Origin of the sequence: Paenibacillus sp. GYB003 (assembly GCF_036577625.1) — a bacterium.
Lineage (GTDB): Bacteria > Bacillota > Bacilli > Paenibacillales > NBRC-103111 > Paenibacillus_AB.
Genome location: NZ_JARBDC010000093.1, coordinates 1 through 15,140, shown reverse-complemented (window position 1 = coordinate 15,140; position 15,140 = coordinate 1). Strand labels below are relative to the sequence as shown.

Below are 15,140 nucleotides of genomic sequence, written 5' to 3'. Positions count from 1 at the left end.
ACATAATAGATAACAATGTCGAACGAGCCGAAAGCGCAAACCGCTTTCGGCTTCCGTTCGGAGAAGGGGGCTGTCATGCAGTTATCGCCACGCCAGTTGGAAATCGTTCGGCTCGTGCGGCTGCACGCGCCGATCACCGGCGAACAAATCGCGGAAATGCTTCAGCTCAGCCGTCCGACGATTCGTTCCGATCTGGCGCTGCTCGTCATGCTCGGCCATTTGGACGCGAAGCCGAAAGTCGGATATTTTCCGGGGCAAGCGTCGACCCGGGACGAGCCCGGCGCCGCCGGCATCGCCATGATGAAGGTGAAGGACGTCCAGTCGCTGCCGGTCGTCATCCGCGAGTCGGCGACGGTGAACGACGCGGTCGTGACGCTGTTTATGGAAAACGTGGGCAGCCTGATCGTCGCCGACGATTCGGGGGCGCTCGCCGGCGTCATCTCGCGCAAAGATTTGCTGAAAGTGACGCTCGGCAATCCCGGCGCCTCCGCGATGCCCGTCGGTCTCGTCATGACCCGGCATCCGAACGTCGTGACCGTTTCGCCCGACGATACGGTGCTGGACGCCGGACGCAAAATGATTCACCATCAGGTCGACGGCTTGCCCGTCGTCGTCCGTCATCCGGACGATCCCGCCAAATGGGAGGTCGTCGGACGCATTACGAAGACGACGATGACGAAGCTGCTCGTCGGCATGACCGGCGCCATCGATACGTAAACGTGGGAGGAACGGAAATGAGCGTGGAACGACAGCAGTTCATCTACATTTGCTCGGATGCGGTCGGCGAGACGGCGGAAGCGGTTGTCATGGCGACGATCCGGCAGTTTGACGCGCACCAGGTGAAAATCAAGCGGGTCAGCCATATCAAAAACGAAGACGAAGTGAAGGCGGTCGTGGAGGAGGCGGCGCGAAGCGGCGGCTTCGTCGCGTTTACGCTCGTCCAGCCGGAGCTGCGCGAGATGATGAAGGAGGAATCGATCCGGCTTTCCGTACGCGCCGTCGACATTATGGGGCCGATGATGCAGGCGTTCATCGATACGTTCAACGATTCGCCGAAGCGCAAGCCCGGCCTGCTGCACGAAATGGACGACGCCTATTTCCGGCGCGTCGAAGCGATCGAGTTCGCGGTCAAATGCGACGACGGCCGCGACTCCAATTTGCTCATGCAGGCGAACATCGTGCTGATCGGGGTGTCGCGCACGTCGAAAACGCCGCTGAGCATCTTTTTGGCGCACAAAGGGTACAAGGTCGGCAATTTCCCGCTCGTGCCGGAGGTGAAGCCGCCTCAGCAGCTGCTGCAGCTTCCCGGCAACCGCGTCGTCGGTCTGACGATGGACGCGGACCAGCTGCTCAAAATACGGACGGAGCGGCTGCGCGCCGTCGGATTGCCGTACGGGGCGAAATACGCGACACTGGCGCGCATATCCGAGGAGCTCGAATACGCCCATGCGATCATGAAGCGGATCGGCTGTCCGGTCATCGACGTGACCGACAAGGCGATCGAGGAAACGGCCGGCGTCATTTTAGGGTATTTGTGAGCAAATAAAGGTTGTCTCCCTTCCGCATCTCCGCTATCCTAGAGAAGGATATTCGAATTAGCATGCCTAAAGGAGTGCGAGGGATGAGCAAGCTGAAAGTAGGGGTAATCGGGGCCGGTTCGATTTCCGAGCTGCATATGGGCTCCTATAAAAACAACCCGAACGTCGACATGTACGCCGTCTGCGATCTGAACGAGCAGCGCGCGAAAAACTTGGCCGAGAAGTACGGCTTCGCCAACGTGTACACGAGCATCGCCGACATGATGGCCGACTCCGAGCTGGAAGCGGTCAGCGTCTGCACGTGGAACAATACGCACGCCGATCTGGCCGTCCAGGCGTTGAACGCGGGCAAGCACGTGCTGGTCGAGAAGCCGCTCAGCACGACCGTGGAGGAAGCGCTGCGGGTGCAGGAGGCGGTGCGCCGGACCGGCAAGCTGGTGCAGGTCGGCTTCGTGCGCCGGTACGCGTCCAACACGCAAATGCTGAAGCAGTTTATCGACAACGGCGACTTCGGCGACATTTATTACGCCAAGGCGTCCTGCTTGCGCCGATTGGGCAATCCGGGCGGCTGGTTTGCGGACAAGGCCCGCTCCGGCGGCGGCCCGCTCATCGATCTCGGCGTCCATATGATCGACGTATGCTGGTACTTGATGGGCCGTCCGAAAGTGAAGTCGATCAGCGGCAATACGTACAACCGTCTGGGCAACCGGGCGAACGTGAAGCATTTGAACTTTTACAAGGCGGCGGATTACGACGCTTCGAAAAATACGGTGGAAGATTTGGCGAACGCGATCGTCCGGTTCGAAAACGGCGCCTCGCTGATGGTCGACGTCAGCTTCACGCTGCACGCGAAGCAAAACGAAGTGTCCGCCAAGCTGTACGGGACGAAGGGCGGTTGCGAAATCGAGCCGGAGCTGGCGATCGTCACCGAGAAATACGATACGATTTTGAACGTGACGCCGCAGGTCAATTCGCTCGGCTTGAACGTGAAGGAAGCGTTCCAAAACCAGATCGACCATTTCGTCGATTGCTGCTTGACCGGCAAAACGCCGATCAGCCCGGTCGACGACGGCGTCGAAATGATGAAAATATTGTGCGGCATTTACAAGTCCGCCGAGCAAGGCAAAGAAATCGCGTTCTGATCCCGTTCTTCATTCAAACGCTCCGTCCCGTCCGGGTTCGGGGCGTTTTTTCGTTCGGAGTCGCGCTTGCCGCATGAAGGGAGCCGGCCGGGCGGCGGCGAAGCTGCGGGGATTCGGAGTCATTCGGCGCCGTCTTCGGGTTTCGGGCCGGGGGCGATCATGCCCTGCAGCAGGTTCAGCTCGCGATGGATCCACAGCAGCTCGGCTTCCTTCTCGAGCAAAAGCCGGGACAGCTCCTCGATTCTCGACTCCACGTTCGGGTCGCCGGTCTGCGGCCGTTCCCCGGCGAACTTGCGTCCGCGTTCGACGATCGCCTTGCGGCTGCTGCCGAACGTCAAAACGACCCATTCGTCCGCGCTCTCCCGTCCGTATTTCCGATAAATTTCGATATATGCTTCAAAGATGGCGTTTACCGTTTGGCGGCGTTCCCAGCTCAGGTTGCCCATAACGTCTTTCGAGCAGGCGGCCGCGCGCATCAGCTGAAATTCGCTCAGCTTGCCGCGGGTCGCTTCGATCCGGTCGACCTCTTCGATGAATACCGGATAAATCGCTTGAAACAGCGCCGCCTCCTGAATCATATGCTGTTCCGTGATCGTATGTCGGTTCATTTGGACGCATCCTTTCCGGTCGTATCGGCATCCGTTTTTCGACTGCCTTCTATAAGCTTTCGTAACGGGAACGGGTTTTTGTTCGATCTTTGGCTGCATCACAAAGAAAACGCCCGCCCGCTCGATCCTTGACTCGAGCGGGCGGGCGTTCGTATGCTTCGATCCGATTCATTTGGCCGATCCCGTCCTGCGCCGAACCGCAACGACTCCGACGACGGCGCAAAGCGCGGCGAGCACGAACGGGAAATACTTGATGCCGACCGGACGGTCGAACAACAAAAAGCTGACGATGCCGACGATTTCGGACAACACGATTCCGAATACGTATCCGCCGATCAAGCCGAATAAAACGACAAGCAGCGTCTTCACGGCAATCACCTCCGTCACGAAGATCGTTTCGCCCGGTCCATCCGGGTAAGCTCACCGGCTTGCGCCCGTTTCCGCGGACTTCGCGCAAAAGCCGGCGGCGCGTCTCGCGACCGATACCGACAGCCCGAACAGCGCGACCGCGACGACGGGATGCAGCGCACCCGCGCCGGGCAAGTTGGCCGTCATGTATTGCGAGAAAACGAGCAGAAACAGTCCGAAGCTTTGCCATTTCGGCGCGGCCGGCAGCTTTCCGATGAAAGCGAACAGAAGCATGAGCAGCGGGATATACTCGAACAGATGCACGAAGACGACGTGGCTGTGCCACTGCGCCGGATCGCCGAATACGGCCATGCCGGCGATGAACGCTTGAACGACGATGCAGGCGACGAATCCCCAGGACAAGCCGAGGTATATATAGCGCGAGACGGGTACGCGCCCGCTTTGGACATGGTTGGTTTCCACGATCATACGTCCTCCTTCGAATGGCGACGGCATCGCATCGTCGCTGTATACCGGCTATTGTAGCAAAGCGATGTTGCGAACTTTTGACGAACCGTTGCGCTTTCATTGAACTTTTCGCCGAACATGTTGCGATCGTGTTGCGATCGTTTGCGTTTCCCGTGAATTTTCCCTATTGCCGGCGAAGACTATGTATAATGAATGGAAACGAGGCTGCCGGAAAGAGGGGAACGAACGTGAATCATACGCTGCTGCTTGTGGACGACGAGCAAAAGGTGCTGGAATTTATGGAGCCTTTTTTGCGCCAGGAAGGGTTCCATACGGTCACGGCGAGCACGGGGAAAGAAGCGCTGCGCAAGGCGAAAGAAACCAAGCCTTCCGTCGTGGTGCTCGACTGGATGCTGCCGGAGATGAGCGGCATCGAGGTTTGCCGGGAGCTTCGGGGCATAAGCCGCGTCGGCATCATTATGGTTACCGCCCGCGCCGAGGAAAGCGACAAGGTGATCGGTCTGGAGGTCGGGGCCGACGATTATTTGACCAAGCCGTTTTCGCTGAGGGAGCTCGCGGCGCGAATCCGTTCGGTTTTGCGTCGCATGGACGGCTACGAGGCGGCCGGGCAGACGCTGGAACGGGGGGAGCTGTCGATTTCCGAGTCGCAATGCCGCGTTTGGAAAAGGGGGCGCGAAATTCAGCTGACGCCGACGGAGTTCAAAATGCTGCTGACGCTGGCCGCGAGGCCGGGCATCGTATACAGCAGGCTGCAGCTGCTCCAGTCGGCTCTCGAAGACGACATGCTGAACGACGAGAGGACGGTGGACGCCCATATTAGCCGGATTCGCAAAAAAATCGAGGACGATCCGGCGAATCCCGGATATATTCAAACCGTGTACGGCTTCGGCTACCGTTTCGGTGACCGGACATGAGCGTCGGAAGGAAGCTGTTTGCGGCGATGGCTTCGATCATCGTCGCGATGAGCGTCCTGTTCGTTCTGGTGACGCTGTTCGTCGTGCAGGGGATTCTCGAGCATGTGCAAATTATCGATAGAAGCGAACAAACCCGCGAATGGTCGCGGCTTTTCGCCGCCTATTACGAACAAAACGGCGAATCGTGGGACGGGGTGGGACAATCCGAGGCGGTTAACGAGATGATCCGGCGCAACCCGACCGTCACCATTTTGCTCCTGTCGCCCGATGGCAGGAAGCTGTTCGGGGCGGGAGACGCCGTCGACGAAGCCGTATACCGGTTGGGCATACGCGCCGACGTGGAGGCGGGCGCCGAAACGATAGGTCTGCTCTATTATCACGACCCGGAGGCGGCCTCCGTTTCGATCATGCGCATCGGGATCAGCCACTCGGTTACGTTTCTGCTTCTTGTCGGCGCGATCGTGATCGCCGGCGTTTCGCTGATCGTCGCCTATTTGGTATCCAAGCGGCTTACGGCGCCGCTGCGGCAGCTCATTCCCGTGCTCGATCGGCTCGGGAAAGGCGAGCTGGGCATCCAGGCGCGGGTGGCGGCGAAGGACGAATTCGGAACGGTCGCCGAGTCGTTCAACGCCATGTCCGGCCAGCTGCTGCGCACCGAGCAGGCGCGGCGAAATTTGGTCGCCGACGTCGCGCACGAGCTGCGGACGCCGCTTACGATCATTCGCGGCAAGCTGGATCTGTTCCAGCAGCGCGGCGAGCCGGTCGAGCCGGAACGCTTGCTCCCGCTGCAGGACGACCTGATCCGCCTGACGCGGATGGTCGACGAGCTGCATCAATTGTCGCTGGCCGAGGCGCGAAAGCTGCCGCTCGAACGGAATCCGACGAATATGCGCGCCTTGCTGGAACGGATCGCGGAGCGAATCGCCCCCGACGCCGAAGCGAAGCGGATCAAGGTGGCGATCGACGGGACGGACGGTCAACCGTTGGCGGACGTCGATCCGAACCGGATGACCCAGGTGTTTCTGAATTTGCTCGTCAACGCGGTTCGCTATACGCCGGAAGGCGGGAAGGTTCGGATCGTCGTCGAGGAACAGCCCGGCCGAAACGGGAAGGGCGGCCAAGTGACAATCGTGATCGCCGATAACGGAATCGGGATCGAGAGCAAGCATTTGCCGTTCCTGTTCGACCGGTTTTACCGGGCGGAGGAGGCGCGGACGCGTTACGGAGGCGGCATGGGGCTCGGGCTGGCGATCGCGAAGGAGTTCGTATCGGCCCACGGCGGCTCGATCGAGGCGGCAAGCGCCCCGGGGCTCGGGACGACGTTCACCGTTACGCTGCCTCGGGCATGAGGCGGGGCGATTCCATTCGCGGCTGACTACAGCAAGAAAAGGAGCCTTCCGATATGGAAGGCTCGCTTTGTTAAACCGGACGGGCTTTCAGGATGAAGCGATGCTGAGTCGCATCGAAAAAGCCTTTCCGTTCCATGCTCCGATGGATGTCGTATAGCGATTCGGCGTACGCTTCGGGAGCGAAACCGGGAACCTGCCACGGAATCGCCGACAAGTACGATAGCAGACATTCGATGTCGAAAAAGCGCTGAACCGGAAATTCCTCTTTCCGCATCAAAATCTCGAAGCCGTTCGCCTCAAGCTCCGCCGCCGCCGTGTCCGAATCCCACGGCTGAAACTCGGGATTGAGCGGAACGCCCAGCGCTGCGTTGATTTCGCGGCAATCGAGCCCGCCGGATTGCTGCGTGAGAAACAGGCCGTCCTCCGCGACGATTCTTCTGACTTCCCGCGCCGAGTAGGATTCGTGCCGATTCAAGATCAGATCGAATCGGCCGTCTTCGAACGGCAAAGCGTCGTCGTTCTCGACCGGCACGACGACCGCGCCAAGCGGCTCCAGCCGTTTTCGGGCGATCGGAACGTTGGGAGGATAGCATTCCGTCGCGAACGTTCGTTCGGGAAACGGGGCGAGCTTGGACAGCAGCTCTCCGCCCCCGGTCCCCATGTCCAGCAGCGTCTTCGCTTCCCGGACGAGGGGGAGGGCCATGCTGCCGTAGGACCAGGAAAGCGGCCCGCTTCCCATACGTCCGGTCTCGGTTAAATACGAAAAATCCCATCCGGCGAACGAATGCCTGCGTATATTCGCCAGCATTTGTCGAAATCGTTTATCCGTTGTCACGGCAAAACCTCCTGTACGAATCGAGTCCGGAAACCTTGTCGTTCCGACCGTTCGCCGGGAGGTCCTCTAATGCGGGGAAGCCGAAGTTATATGTCGGGTATCGGCAATTTCATTGGCGAATCTCCTTAAGCGGATACGCCCGCCTTCGCTCCGGAAGCGACGCTCCGACCTCTTCCGAGCGGAATGCAGGTCGGCGTTCCGAATATCGGGTCCGGCACGACCCGGCATTCCATGTCGAACACGTGGCGGATCAGATGCTCGTTTACGATATGCTCCGGGCTGCCGCTGGCGTAAACGGTTTTGTCTTTGACGGCGACGATATGGTGCGCATACCGGCACGCCAAATTGATGTCGTGCAGCACCATGACGATCGTGCGGTTTTCCAGCTCGTTCAGCTCGAACAGCAGGTCGAGCACTTCGATTTGATGGGTCAGGTCGAGATAGGTCGTCGGTTCGTCGAGCAAAATCGTCTTCGTCCCCTGCGCCAATGTCATGGCGATCCAGGCGCGCTGCCGCTGGCCGCCGGACAGCGAATCGACGGCGCGCTCGGCCAGGTCGTCCATGCCGGTCGCCTTCAGGGCGCGGCGCACCATCCGCTCGTCTTCCTCGGACCATTGCTTCAGCCAGCTTTGATGCGGATAGCGGCCCTGCTTGACGAGCTGCAGCACGGTCAACCCTTCGGGAGCGGTCGGTCCTTGCGGCAAAATCGCCAGCTGCTTGGCGACGTCCTTGGTGGACATTTTGGCGATCGGCGCCCCTTCGAGCAGCACCGCACCGTCGTCCGGCTTCAGCAGACGGGCCATCGAGCGGAGCAGCGTCGATTTGCCCGAGCCGTTGCCGCCGATCAGTACGGTAATTTGTCCTTTCGGAATCGACAGGTCGAGGTTTTCGATAATCGGCTGCTCGCCGTACGACAGCGTGAGCGATTTCGTCTCGATCGATTTCATCAACAATCTCTCCCCGATTGAGTATATGGAAACGCCGGTCAGGCGTTGCGGTTTTTATACAGCAAATACAGGAAAAACGGCGCCCCGATGAGCGATGTAAAAATGCCTACCGGCAAATCGAGCGGAGCGAACGCGGTTCTCGCGATCAAGTCGGCCGCGGCGACGATAATGCCGCCGAGCAGCGCAGCCACCGGCAGCAGACCGCCGAACGACGAGCCGACGAGCTTCCGCGCCGCATGCGGCGCCAGCAGGGCGACGAAGCCGATCGCGCCGCCGACGGCGACCGCCGCTCCGGCCGCTCCGACGCACAGCAGGAGCAGCAGCAGCCGGTCCCTGTCGATGCGGCTGCCCGCGCCGGCGGCCGTATCGTCGCCGAGCTGCAGGACGTTGAGCGTCCGGCCCATGAAGAAAGCGAGCGGCACGATGACGACAGTCCACGGCAGAAGGACGAGCACGTTCGTCCAGTTGGAGCCGTACACGGTGCCGGTCAGCCACGTGAGCGCCTTGCTGGACGAATAAAACTCGCTGCGGACGATCATGAGCGTCGTCGCCGCCTTCATCGCCGCTTCGATGCCGATGCCGATCAAGACGAGCCGCATCGCGGAAACGCCCTTCTTCCAGGCGAGTACGTAAATGACGGCCGTCGCGAGCAGCGCCCCGAGCATGGCGGCGAGCGGCAAAAACCGGACGCTGGCCAGCGGCCAAAACGTAATGTAGGCGACCGCGGCCGCCGAAGCGCCGCCGGTAATGCCCATAATGTCCGGCGAGGCGAGCGGGTTGCGGATCATGCTTTGCAGGACGGCGCCGGACGCCGCCAGCAGCATGCCGACCAAAAAGGAGACGACGATTCGCGGCATCCGAAACTGGAGCACGACCGTCGCTTCGGCCTGGTCGCCGCCGCCGAACAAAATCCGGACGACGGATAGCGGGTTGATCCGCAGCGAGCCGATCGCGGCGCTCGCGACGACCGCTGCAAACGATACGACGACGAGAACGGCGACGGCGATCAGCGTCCGCTTTTCCATCAGACCGGAAGCGCGAAGCGCTTTAATCCGTACGGAAATATATTTGCTCATTTGCCCGACCATCCCTTGCGCGCGACATAGATGAAGAAGGGCGTTCCGATCAGGGCGGTCATGACGCCGATCGGCATTTCGCCGGGCATCGCCGCGAACCGGCCGGCGATATCGGCGGCGATGAGCAGAATCGCTCCGACGAACGCGGAGTAGACGGTCATCCAGCGAATGTCGCCGCCGATCAGGTAGCGGCACAGGTGCGGCGTGACGAGCCCGATAAAGGCGATCGGCCCGGCGACGGCGACCGACGTCGCGCACAGCGTCATGACGATCGCTCCGGCCGCCGCCTTGACGAGCGCGGTGCGTTGGCCGAGCCCTTTGGCGACGTCGTCGCCGAGCAGCAGCGTATTCATCGGACCGGCTATCGCGAACGCTCCGAGCCACGCCGCGGCCATGTACGGGAACACGTCGCCCAGCAGGGAGAGGCTGCGGCCCTGAACGGAGCCGGCGAGCCAGTACAGCACTTCCTCCATATTGCGTTTGTTCGCAAGCAGCAAGGCGTGTATCATCGACGAAGCGAGCGCGGTGACGGCCGCTCCGGCGAGCGTCACCTTGAGCGGGGACAAGCCGTCCCTGCCGGCGGAACCGAGTATGTAGACGACGATCCCGCTGGCAATCGCTCCGATGAAAGCGATCCACGTATAATCACGAAGCGAGCTGACCGAGAAAAAGGTGACCGCGCATACGATCGCGAGGCCTGCGCCGGAATTGATGCCCATCAGGCCGAGATCGGCGAGCGGGTTTTTCGTCAGCGCCTGCAGCAGCGTCCCGGCGATGCCGAGGCTCGCGCCGACGGCGGCGGCGATCAGCGCGCGCGGGACGCGCAGCTGCCGGATCGCGATATGCTCGTTCGAGCCGTTATAATGAAAGTAAGCGTCGACGGCCGTTCGCCAGCTCGTGCCGATGACGCCGTAAACGATGCTGGCGTACAGCGCGAAGGCGAGCAGCAGAAGGGCGGCCGCGAGGCCGGTCAGCTTCCAGGCCGCGCCGTTCAAAACGGATTGCATATAAATCCTCTTTCTTTAGATGCGTGCGAGATGTAGGTTACATGAAACAGTGTAGGGGATCGGCTTCTTTCTGTCAATGAATTTGATATTCATTCTCACTGAAAAAATCGATATTGACAACGACTTCGACAATGTGTAACATTTGAGTCTGGAAATGATAATCATTCTCACGACATCGACAGCGAGTGATTATACATACATCGAGGGGGAATAGCGAATGTCGAAAATCAAAAGCCGGCTCGGATCCGTTATTTTGACGGCCGTATTCGGAGCCGGAGTCATACTTGCAGGCTGCTCGGACAACAAGGCGGCGGAACCGTCGCCCGCAGGCGGCGCTTCCGGAGCCGCTCCGGGGACGAGCACCGCTTATACGGTAAAACACGCGATGGGCGAAACGCCGATTCCGAAGCCGCCGCAGCGCGTCGTCATTTTGACGAACGAAGGGACCGAAGCGCTGCTGGCGCTCGGCATCAAGCCGGTCGGCGCGGTCAAATCGTGGGTCGGCGACCCGTGGTACGACCACATCAAAAACGAGATGCAGGGCGTGAAAAACGTCGGCACCGAAAGCCAGCCGAATATCGAAGAAATCGCCGCGCTGAAGCCGGACCTCATTATCGGCAACAAAATGCGGATCGAGAAAGTATACGACCAGCTGTCCAAAATCGCGCCGACCGTTTATTCGGCCGAGCTGCGCGGCGACTGGAAAGTGAACTTCAAGCTTTACGCCGAGGCGGTCGGCAAAAAAGCCGAAGGCGACAAAGTGCTCGCCGACTTCGACAAGCGGCTGGCGGATTTCAAGACGAAAGCCGGGGACAAGCTCAAGCAGAAAGTGTCGCTCGTCCGGTTCATGCCGGCCACGGCGCGTATATACTACAACGATACGTTCGCCGGCGTCATTTTCAAGCAAGCGGGAATCGCCCGCCCGGACAAGCAAAACAAAGACACGTTCGCGGACGACGTTACGAAAGAACGGATCCCGGACATGGAAGGCGACATTTTATTCTACTTCACGTACGAAACCGGCGACGGAAAAGCTTCGAAGATGGAAGAGGACTGGGTGAAGGATCCGCTGTGGAACAACTTGAACGTCGTAAAAAACAAGAAGGCGTTCAAAGTGAACGATACGATCTGGAATACGGCGGGCGGCGTGAAGGCGGCGAATTTGCTTATCGACGATTTGTACCGCGTATTCGAAGTGCCGAAATGACGGATTTTTTCTTGGAAAGGCGGCTGCGACCATTCGCGGCCGTTTTTTTGTGCGCCGGAAGCTCCGGTTCGCCGAAGCGACGACGCGCGTCCGTTCATCCGTTCATGCGTTCGGGCGACCTTGCGTCCTTGCGTCCGTGCGGGGCGGGCTCTTTTGTTCTTCCGACGCATGTTGTGCTATCATTACGGTAAAGATGCGAACGGACGGAGGTAGGTTCGGCGATGGAGGAACAACCGAACGCAAAGCCGGACGGCGCCCGCGTCGCCCGCCGGGCGCTGCAGCTCCCGATCCGCTTTTACCGGAAATGGATTTCCCCGCTCAAGCCGCCGACTTGCCGGTTTTATCCGAGCTGCTCGGCGTATGCGCTGGAGGCGATCGACGTCTACGGGCCGGCGAAAGGAAGCTGGATGGCGGTGAAGCGGATTTGCAAATGCCACCCGTTTCATCCGGGCGGCTTCGATCCGGTGCCGCCGCGCGCGGAAGACCGTTCGTCCGGCACGGAGCGGGCGACTTGACACGGCGCGGCCGGTTTGCATAGAATAGGGGTAACTTCATAACGATTTCCATTGAACGGATGAGTACGCGTACCGTTTTTATCGCAGAGAGCCGGGTCGGGTGAAAGCCGGCATAGAAGCGCCGCGGAATATGGTCCGGGAGGAATCGCCGTCGAGCCGGCCGTCCGTTATCGGCCGCGTCAGACCGCGACGCACGCCCTCGTTACGGGAGCAAGTCCGAACGGACTTGGCTAAAGCTCCGCCGCATGCATCGTCGGCGGGGGAATTTGGGTGGTACCGCGTGAGCATTCGACTCTCGTCCCATGAGGACGGGAGTTTTTTGTTTTCTTGCAGCAGCAAACCGAAGAAATCGAACGAAGGAGCCGAGTATCATGAGCGAACGCAACAAAACGTATTACTTGACGACCCCGATCTACTATCCGAGCGACAAGCTGCATATCGGCCACGCCTACACGACGGTCGCCGGGGACGCCATGGCGCGCTACAAGCGGCTGCGCGGCTACGATGTCGTCTATTTGACGGGAACGGACGAGCACGGGCAAAAGATCGAGCGCAAGGCGGCCGAGAAAGGCGTTTCGCCGCAAACGTTCGTCGACGGGATCGTGACCGGGATCAAGGCGCTGTGGAGCAAGCTGGACATTTCGTACGACGACTTTATCCGCACGACGGAGGAGCGCCATACGAAAGTCGTGCAGCAAATATTCGAACGGCTGCTCGCCCAGGACGACATTTATTTGGGCGAATACGAAGGCTGGTACTGCACGCCGTGCGAATCGTACGTGCTGGAGCGCCAGCTCGTCGACGGCAAATGTCCGGATTGCGGGCGCCCGGTCGAGAAAGTGAAGGAGCAAAACTATTTTTTGCGGCTCGGCAAATACGCCGACCGGCTGCTGCGCTATTACGAGGAAAACCCGGATTTCATCCAGCCCGAGACGCGACGCAACGAGATGATCAGCTTCGTCAAGCAGGGGCTTGAAGATTTGGCCGTATCCCGCAATACGTTCGATTGGGGGATCAAGATTCCGGGCCATCCGGAGCACGTCATCTACGTATGGATCGACGCGCTCTCCAATTACATTACGGCGCTCGGCTATATGTCGGACGACGCCAAATTCCGTTCGTTTTGGCCGGCCGACGTTCATCTGGTCGGGAAAGATATTATCCGCTTCCACACGATTTATTGGCCGATCATGCTGATGGCGCTCGACCTGCCGCTGCCGAAAAAAGTGTTCGCGCACGGCTGGTTTTTGACGAAGGAAGGGAAAATGTCGAAATCGAAAGGCAACGTCATCGATCCGGTGCTGCTGATCGAGCGGTACGGACTTGACGCGCTTCGTTATTTCCTGCTGCGCGACGTGCCGTTCGGGCAGGACGGCGTCTTTACGCCGGAAGGGTTTATCGAGCGGATCAACTTCGATTTGGCCAACGACCTCGGCAACCTGCTCAACCGGACCGTCGTCATGATCGACAAATATTTCGGCGGCGAGATCCAGCCGATGGTCGAAGGCGCCACCGAATACGACGCGCCGCTGCGCGAGCTGGCCATGCAGACGGTCGACAAAATGGAGGAGGCGATGGAGAAGCTGGAGTTTTCCGTGGCGCTCGCCTCCGTCTGGCAGCTGATCGGCCGGACGAACAAATATATCGACGAAACGCAGCCTTGGGCGCTCGCCAAAGACGAAGCGGCCCGACCGCGGCTCGGCTCGGCGCTGTACCATTTGGCCGAATCGATCCGGATCGTCTCGGTGCTGCTGCAGCCTTTCATGACCCGGACGCCGCGCAAAATATGGGAGCAGCTCGGAATCGGCGGCGACGGACGTCTGACCGAATGGGACAGCGTTCGTACGTTCGGTTTGCTGCCCGCGGGAACGAAGGTGAGAAAGGGCGATACGCTGTTCCCGAGGCTGGACGCGCAGCCGGAAATCGCCTATCTGATCGAATCGATGGGCGGTACGGCCCCGGCCCCGGCGGCCGAAGCGCCCAAAGGCGGCTCCGCGGCGGAGAAGGCGCAGGAGCCCGCCGCACCGCGGCTGGACGAGATCGGCATCGACGAGTTCATGAAGGTGGAGCTGCGCGTCGCCCAAGTCATCGCCGCGGAGCCGGTCAAAGGCGCCGACAAGCTGCTGAAGCTGCAGCTCGATCTCGGCTACGAGAAGCGCCAGGTCGTCTCCGGCATCGCGAAATTTTACGCGCCGGACGCGCTGGTCGGCCGAAAGGTGATCGTGGTCGCCAATTTGAAGCCGGTCAAGCTGCGCGGCGAGCTGTCGCAAGGGATGATACTCGCCGCGTCGGAAGGCGACAAGCTGACGCTGGCGTCGGTCGCCGAAGATATTCCGGTCGGGGCGATCGTGAAATAAGCTCGACGTTTCGTAGACGCCTCCGCGTCCGGCAACCGCCGGCGGGGGCGTTTTTTCGCGCTATTGCGGAATCCATTCGCGGATGCGCGAGTTACATGGCCCGGCTTTTCGAAAAACGGAATTTCTACCGCTATTTCGTCCGCGAACAGATGTCCATATACTTGTAACCTTTTCCGTTCCGTTTGCGGACGGTTGGGGATGCGGCAAGACGATGACGTAACTATGACCCATTGTCCGATTCATGTCCCTCTATTTCATTCGTTTCCCACAATCAGCCGCACCCCGGCGACCGGACGGGACCGGGACGATGGCTAACGAATCGGTTGATGCTTATTTGGGGAAAAACGACCGTTTTTCGACTTTAACGAATCCAGGCATCGCTATGGAGCTGAATGTGGAAGAAAGCGATACGTTTTGCCGGCAATAGCGATACCGGAGTTCGTAAACAAATTCAAACGTCCGCTTTCGGCAACGATAACGATTGTCGGGTTCGTTAGCCTAAGGACAGCAAAGAGAGGAACGTTGCGATGTGAAGTCGAAGGCGGCTCGCGAGAGCCCGGCGGGTATGCGCACGAGTAAAAAGGGTTCGGCGGAGCGTGCTTTTCCAGCGGTTTTGTTCTTGGTCCGGAACGGGATTTGGCACTCCAGCCTTCTCGAATAATCGAGTCCGGATAAAGTTTCGGTGTCAAGCGTCTGTGAAAATGTCACCTTAACTGAGCAGTAAAAATGTCACTTTTTGTAGTGTGGAGGCCGCCCGTCACCAGAAGGCCTCATGATAGGTGTTGTGCTGGGAATACAGAGCCTCTTG

At 59.9% G+C, this 15,140-nt stretch carries 15 protein-coding genes; 8 read left to right on the top strand and 7 right to left on the bottom strand.

What is annotated here, in order from left to right; genetic code table 11:
- Positions 1–75 precede the first annotated feature (75 nt).
- The 3 genes from PV407_RS29390 to PV407_RS29380 all read left to right on the top strand — a co-directional run bounded on the left by PV407_RS29390 (position 76) and on the right by PV407_RS29380 (position 2,680).
- Positions 76–717 (top strand): helix-turn-helix transcriptional regulator, encoded by a 642-nt coding sequence (locus tag PV407_RS29390; protein WP_332093580.1) that lies wholly within the window; start codon positions 76–78, stop codon positions 715–717.
- Between the two features lie 17 nt (positions 718–734).
- Positions 735–1,538, top strand: coding sequence for a pyruvate, water dikinase regulatory protein (locus tag PV407_RS29385; protein WP_332093579.1), 804 nt, complete (start codon positions 735–737; stop codon positions 1,536–1,538).
- Positions 1,539–1,621: 83 nt separating this feature from the next.
- Positions 1,622–2,680 (top strand): Gfo/Idh/MocA family protein, encoded by a 1,059-nt coding sequence (locus PV407_RS29380; RefSeq protein WP_332093578.1) that lies wholly within the window; start codon positions 1,622–1,624, stop codon positions 2,678–2,680.
- Between the two features lie 119 nt (positions 2,681–2,799).
- Here PV407_RS29380 and PV407_RS29375 read toward each other — a convergent pair whose 3' ends face one another.
- From PV407_RS29375 to PV407_RS29365, 3 genes are all read right to left on the bottom strand, one after another.
- A complete protein-coding gene (locus PV407_RS29375; RefSeq protein WP_332093577.1) occupies positions 2,800–3,288 on the bottom strand; it encodes a hypothetical protein in 489 nt (162 codons plus the stop codon).
- Positions 3,289–3,456: 168 nt separating this feature from the next.
- Positions 3,457–3,657 (bottom strand): DUF5957 family protein, encoded by a 201-nt coding sequence (locus tag PV407_RS29370; protein WP_332093576.1) that lies wholly within the window; start codon positions 3,655–3,657, stop codon positions 3,457–3,459.
- Between the two features lie 51 nt (positions 3,658–3,708).
- Positions 3,709–4,119 (bottom strand): DUF6220 domain-containing protein, encoded by a 411-nt coding sequence (locus PV407_RS29365; RefSeq protein WP_332093575.1) that lies wholly within the window; start codon positions 4,117–4,119, stop codon positions 3,709–3,711.
- A 233-nt stretch (positions 4,120–4,352) separates the two neighbouring features.
- On the opposite strand from PV407_RS29365, the gene PV407_RS29360 reads away from it, so the two are divergent.
- Together PV407_RS29360 and PV407_RS29355 are read left to right on the top strand one after the other, a co-directional pair.
- Complete coding sequence (locus PV407_RS29360; RefSeq protein WP_332093574.1) at positions 4,353–5,039, top strand: response regulator transcription factor; 687 nt, start codon at positions 4,353–4,355, stop codon at positions 5,037–5,039.
- On the top strand, positions 5,036–6,388 hold the full coding sequence (locus PV407_RS29355; RefSeq protein ID WP_332093573.1) for a sensor histidine kinase: 1,353 nt from the start codon (positions 5,036–5,038) through the stop codon (positions 6,386–6,388). The genes PV407_RS29360 and PV407_RS29355 overlap by 4 nt, the downstream gene beginning before the upstream one ends.
- 70 nt (positions 6,389–6,458) lie before the next feature.
- Here PV407_RS29355 and PV407_RS29350 read toward each other — a convergent pair whose 3' ends face one another.
- The 4 genes from PV407_RS29350 to PV407_RS29335 all read right to left on the bottom strand — a co-directional run bounded on the left by PV407_RS29350 (position 6,459) and on the right by PV407_RS29335 (position 10,253).
- A complete protein-coding gene (locus PV407_RS29350; RefSeq protein WP_442951724.1) occupies positions 6,459–7,223 on the bottom strand; it encodes a class I SAM-dependent methyltransferase in 765 nt (254 codons plus the stop codon).
- A gap of 125 nt (positions 7,224–7,348) precedes the next feature.
- The gene (locus tag PV407_RS29345) at positions 7,349–8,170 is read right to left on the bottom strand and encodes an ABC transporter ATP-binding protein (protein ID WP_332093572.1); all 822 of its coding nucleotides are present in this window, start codon (positions 8,168–8,170) and stop codon (positions 7,349–7,351) included.
- A 38-nt stretch (positions 8,171–8,208) separates the two neighbouring features.
- Positions 8,209–9,246 (bottom strand): FecCD family ABC transporter permease, encoded by a 1,038-nt coding sequence (locus PV407_RS29340; protein ID WP_332093571.1) that lies wholly within the window; start codon positions 9,244–9,246, stop codon positions 8,209–8,211.
- A complete protein-coding gene (locus PV407_RS29335) occupies positions 9,243–10,253 on the bottom strand; it encodes a FecCD family ABC transporter permease (protein WP_332093570.1) in 1,011 nt (336 codons plus the stop codon). The genes PV407_RS29340 and PV407_RS29335 overlap by 4 nt, the downstream gene beginning before the upstream one ends.
- A 217-nt stretch (positions 10,254–10,470) precedes the next feature.
- Between PV407_RS29335 and PV407_RS29330 the strand changes: the two genes are divergently transcribed.
- The 3 genes from PV407_RS29330 (at position 10,471) to metG (ending at position 14,332) form a co-directional block, all read left to right on the top strand.
- Positions 10,471–11,460: an ABC transporter substrate-binding protein gene (locus PV407_RS29330; protein WP_332093569.1), complete on the top strand. Its 990-nt coding sequence runs from the start codon at positions 10,471–10,473 to the stop codon at positions 11,458–11,460.
- A 221-nt stretch (positions 11,461–11,681) separates the two neighbouring features.
- Entirely contained in the window at positions 11,682–11,975 is a 294-nt protein-coding gene (gene yidD, locus PV407_RS29325) for a membrane protein insertion efficiency factor YidD (RefSeq protein WP_332093568.1), read from the top strand.
- Positions 11,976–12,346: 371 nt separating this feature from the next.
- The gene (gene metG, locus PV407_RS29320; protein ID WP_332093567.1) at positions 12,347–14,332 is read left to right on the top strand and encodes a methionine--tRNA ligase; all 1,986 of its coding nucleotides are present in this window, start codon (positions 12,347–12,349) and stop codon (positions 14,330–14,332) included.
- Positions 14,333–15,140: the final 808 nt, after the last annotated feature.

Excerpts from the sequence above, each read along its gene's own strand:
- PV407_RS29390 (WP_332093580.1), top strand. The coding sequence starts at position 76 with ATGCAGTTATCGCCACGCCAGTTGGAAATCGTTCGGCTCGTGCGGCTG.
- PV407_RS29385 (WP_332093579.1), top strand. The coding sequence starts at position 735 with ATGAGCGTGGAACGACAGCAGTTCATCTACATTTGCTCGGATGCGGTC.
- PV407_RS29380 (WP_332093578.1), top strand. The coding sequence starts at position 1,622 with ATGAGCAAGCTGAAAGTAGGGGTAATCGGGGCCGGTTCGATTTCCGAG.
- PV407_RS29375 (WP_332093577.1), bottom strand. The coding sequence starts at position 3,288 with ATGAACCGACATACGATCACGGAACAGCATATGATTCAGGAGGCGGCG.
- PV407_RS29355 (WP_332093573.1), top strand. The coding sequence starts at position 5,036 with ATGAGCGTCGGAAGGAAGCTGTTTGCGGCGATGGCTTCGATCATCGTC.
- PV407_RS29345 (WP_332093572.1), bottom strand. The coding sequence starts at position 8,170 with ATGAAATCGATCGAGACGAAATCGCTCACGCTGTCGTACGGCGAGCAG.
- PV407_RS29340 (WP_332093571.1), bottom strand. The coding sequence starts at position 9,246 with ATGAGCAAATATATTTCCGTACGGATTAAAGCGCTTCGCGCTTCCGGT.
- PV407_RS29335 (WP_332093570.1), bottom strand. The coding sequence starts at position 10,253 with ATGCAATCCGTTTTGAACGGCGCGGCCTGGAAGCTGACCGGCCTCGCG.
- PV407_RS29330 (WP_332093569.1), top strand. The coding sequence starts at position 10,471 with ATGTCGAAAATCAAAAGCCGGCTCGGATCCGTTATTTTGACGGCCGTA.
- yidD (WP_332093568.1), top strand. The coding sequence starts at position 11,682 with ATGGAGGAACAACCGAACGCAAAGCCGGACGGCGCCCGCGTCGCCCGC.
- metG (WP_332093567.1), top strand. The coding sequence starts at position 12,347 with ATGAGCGAACGCAACAAAACGTATTACTTGACGACCCCGATCTACTAT.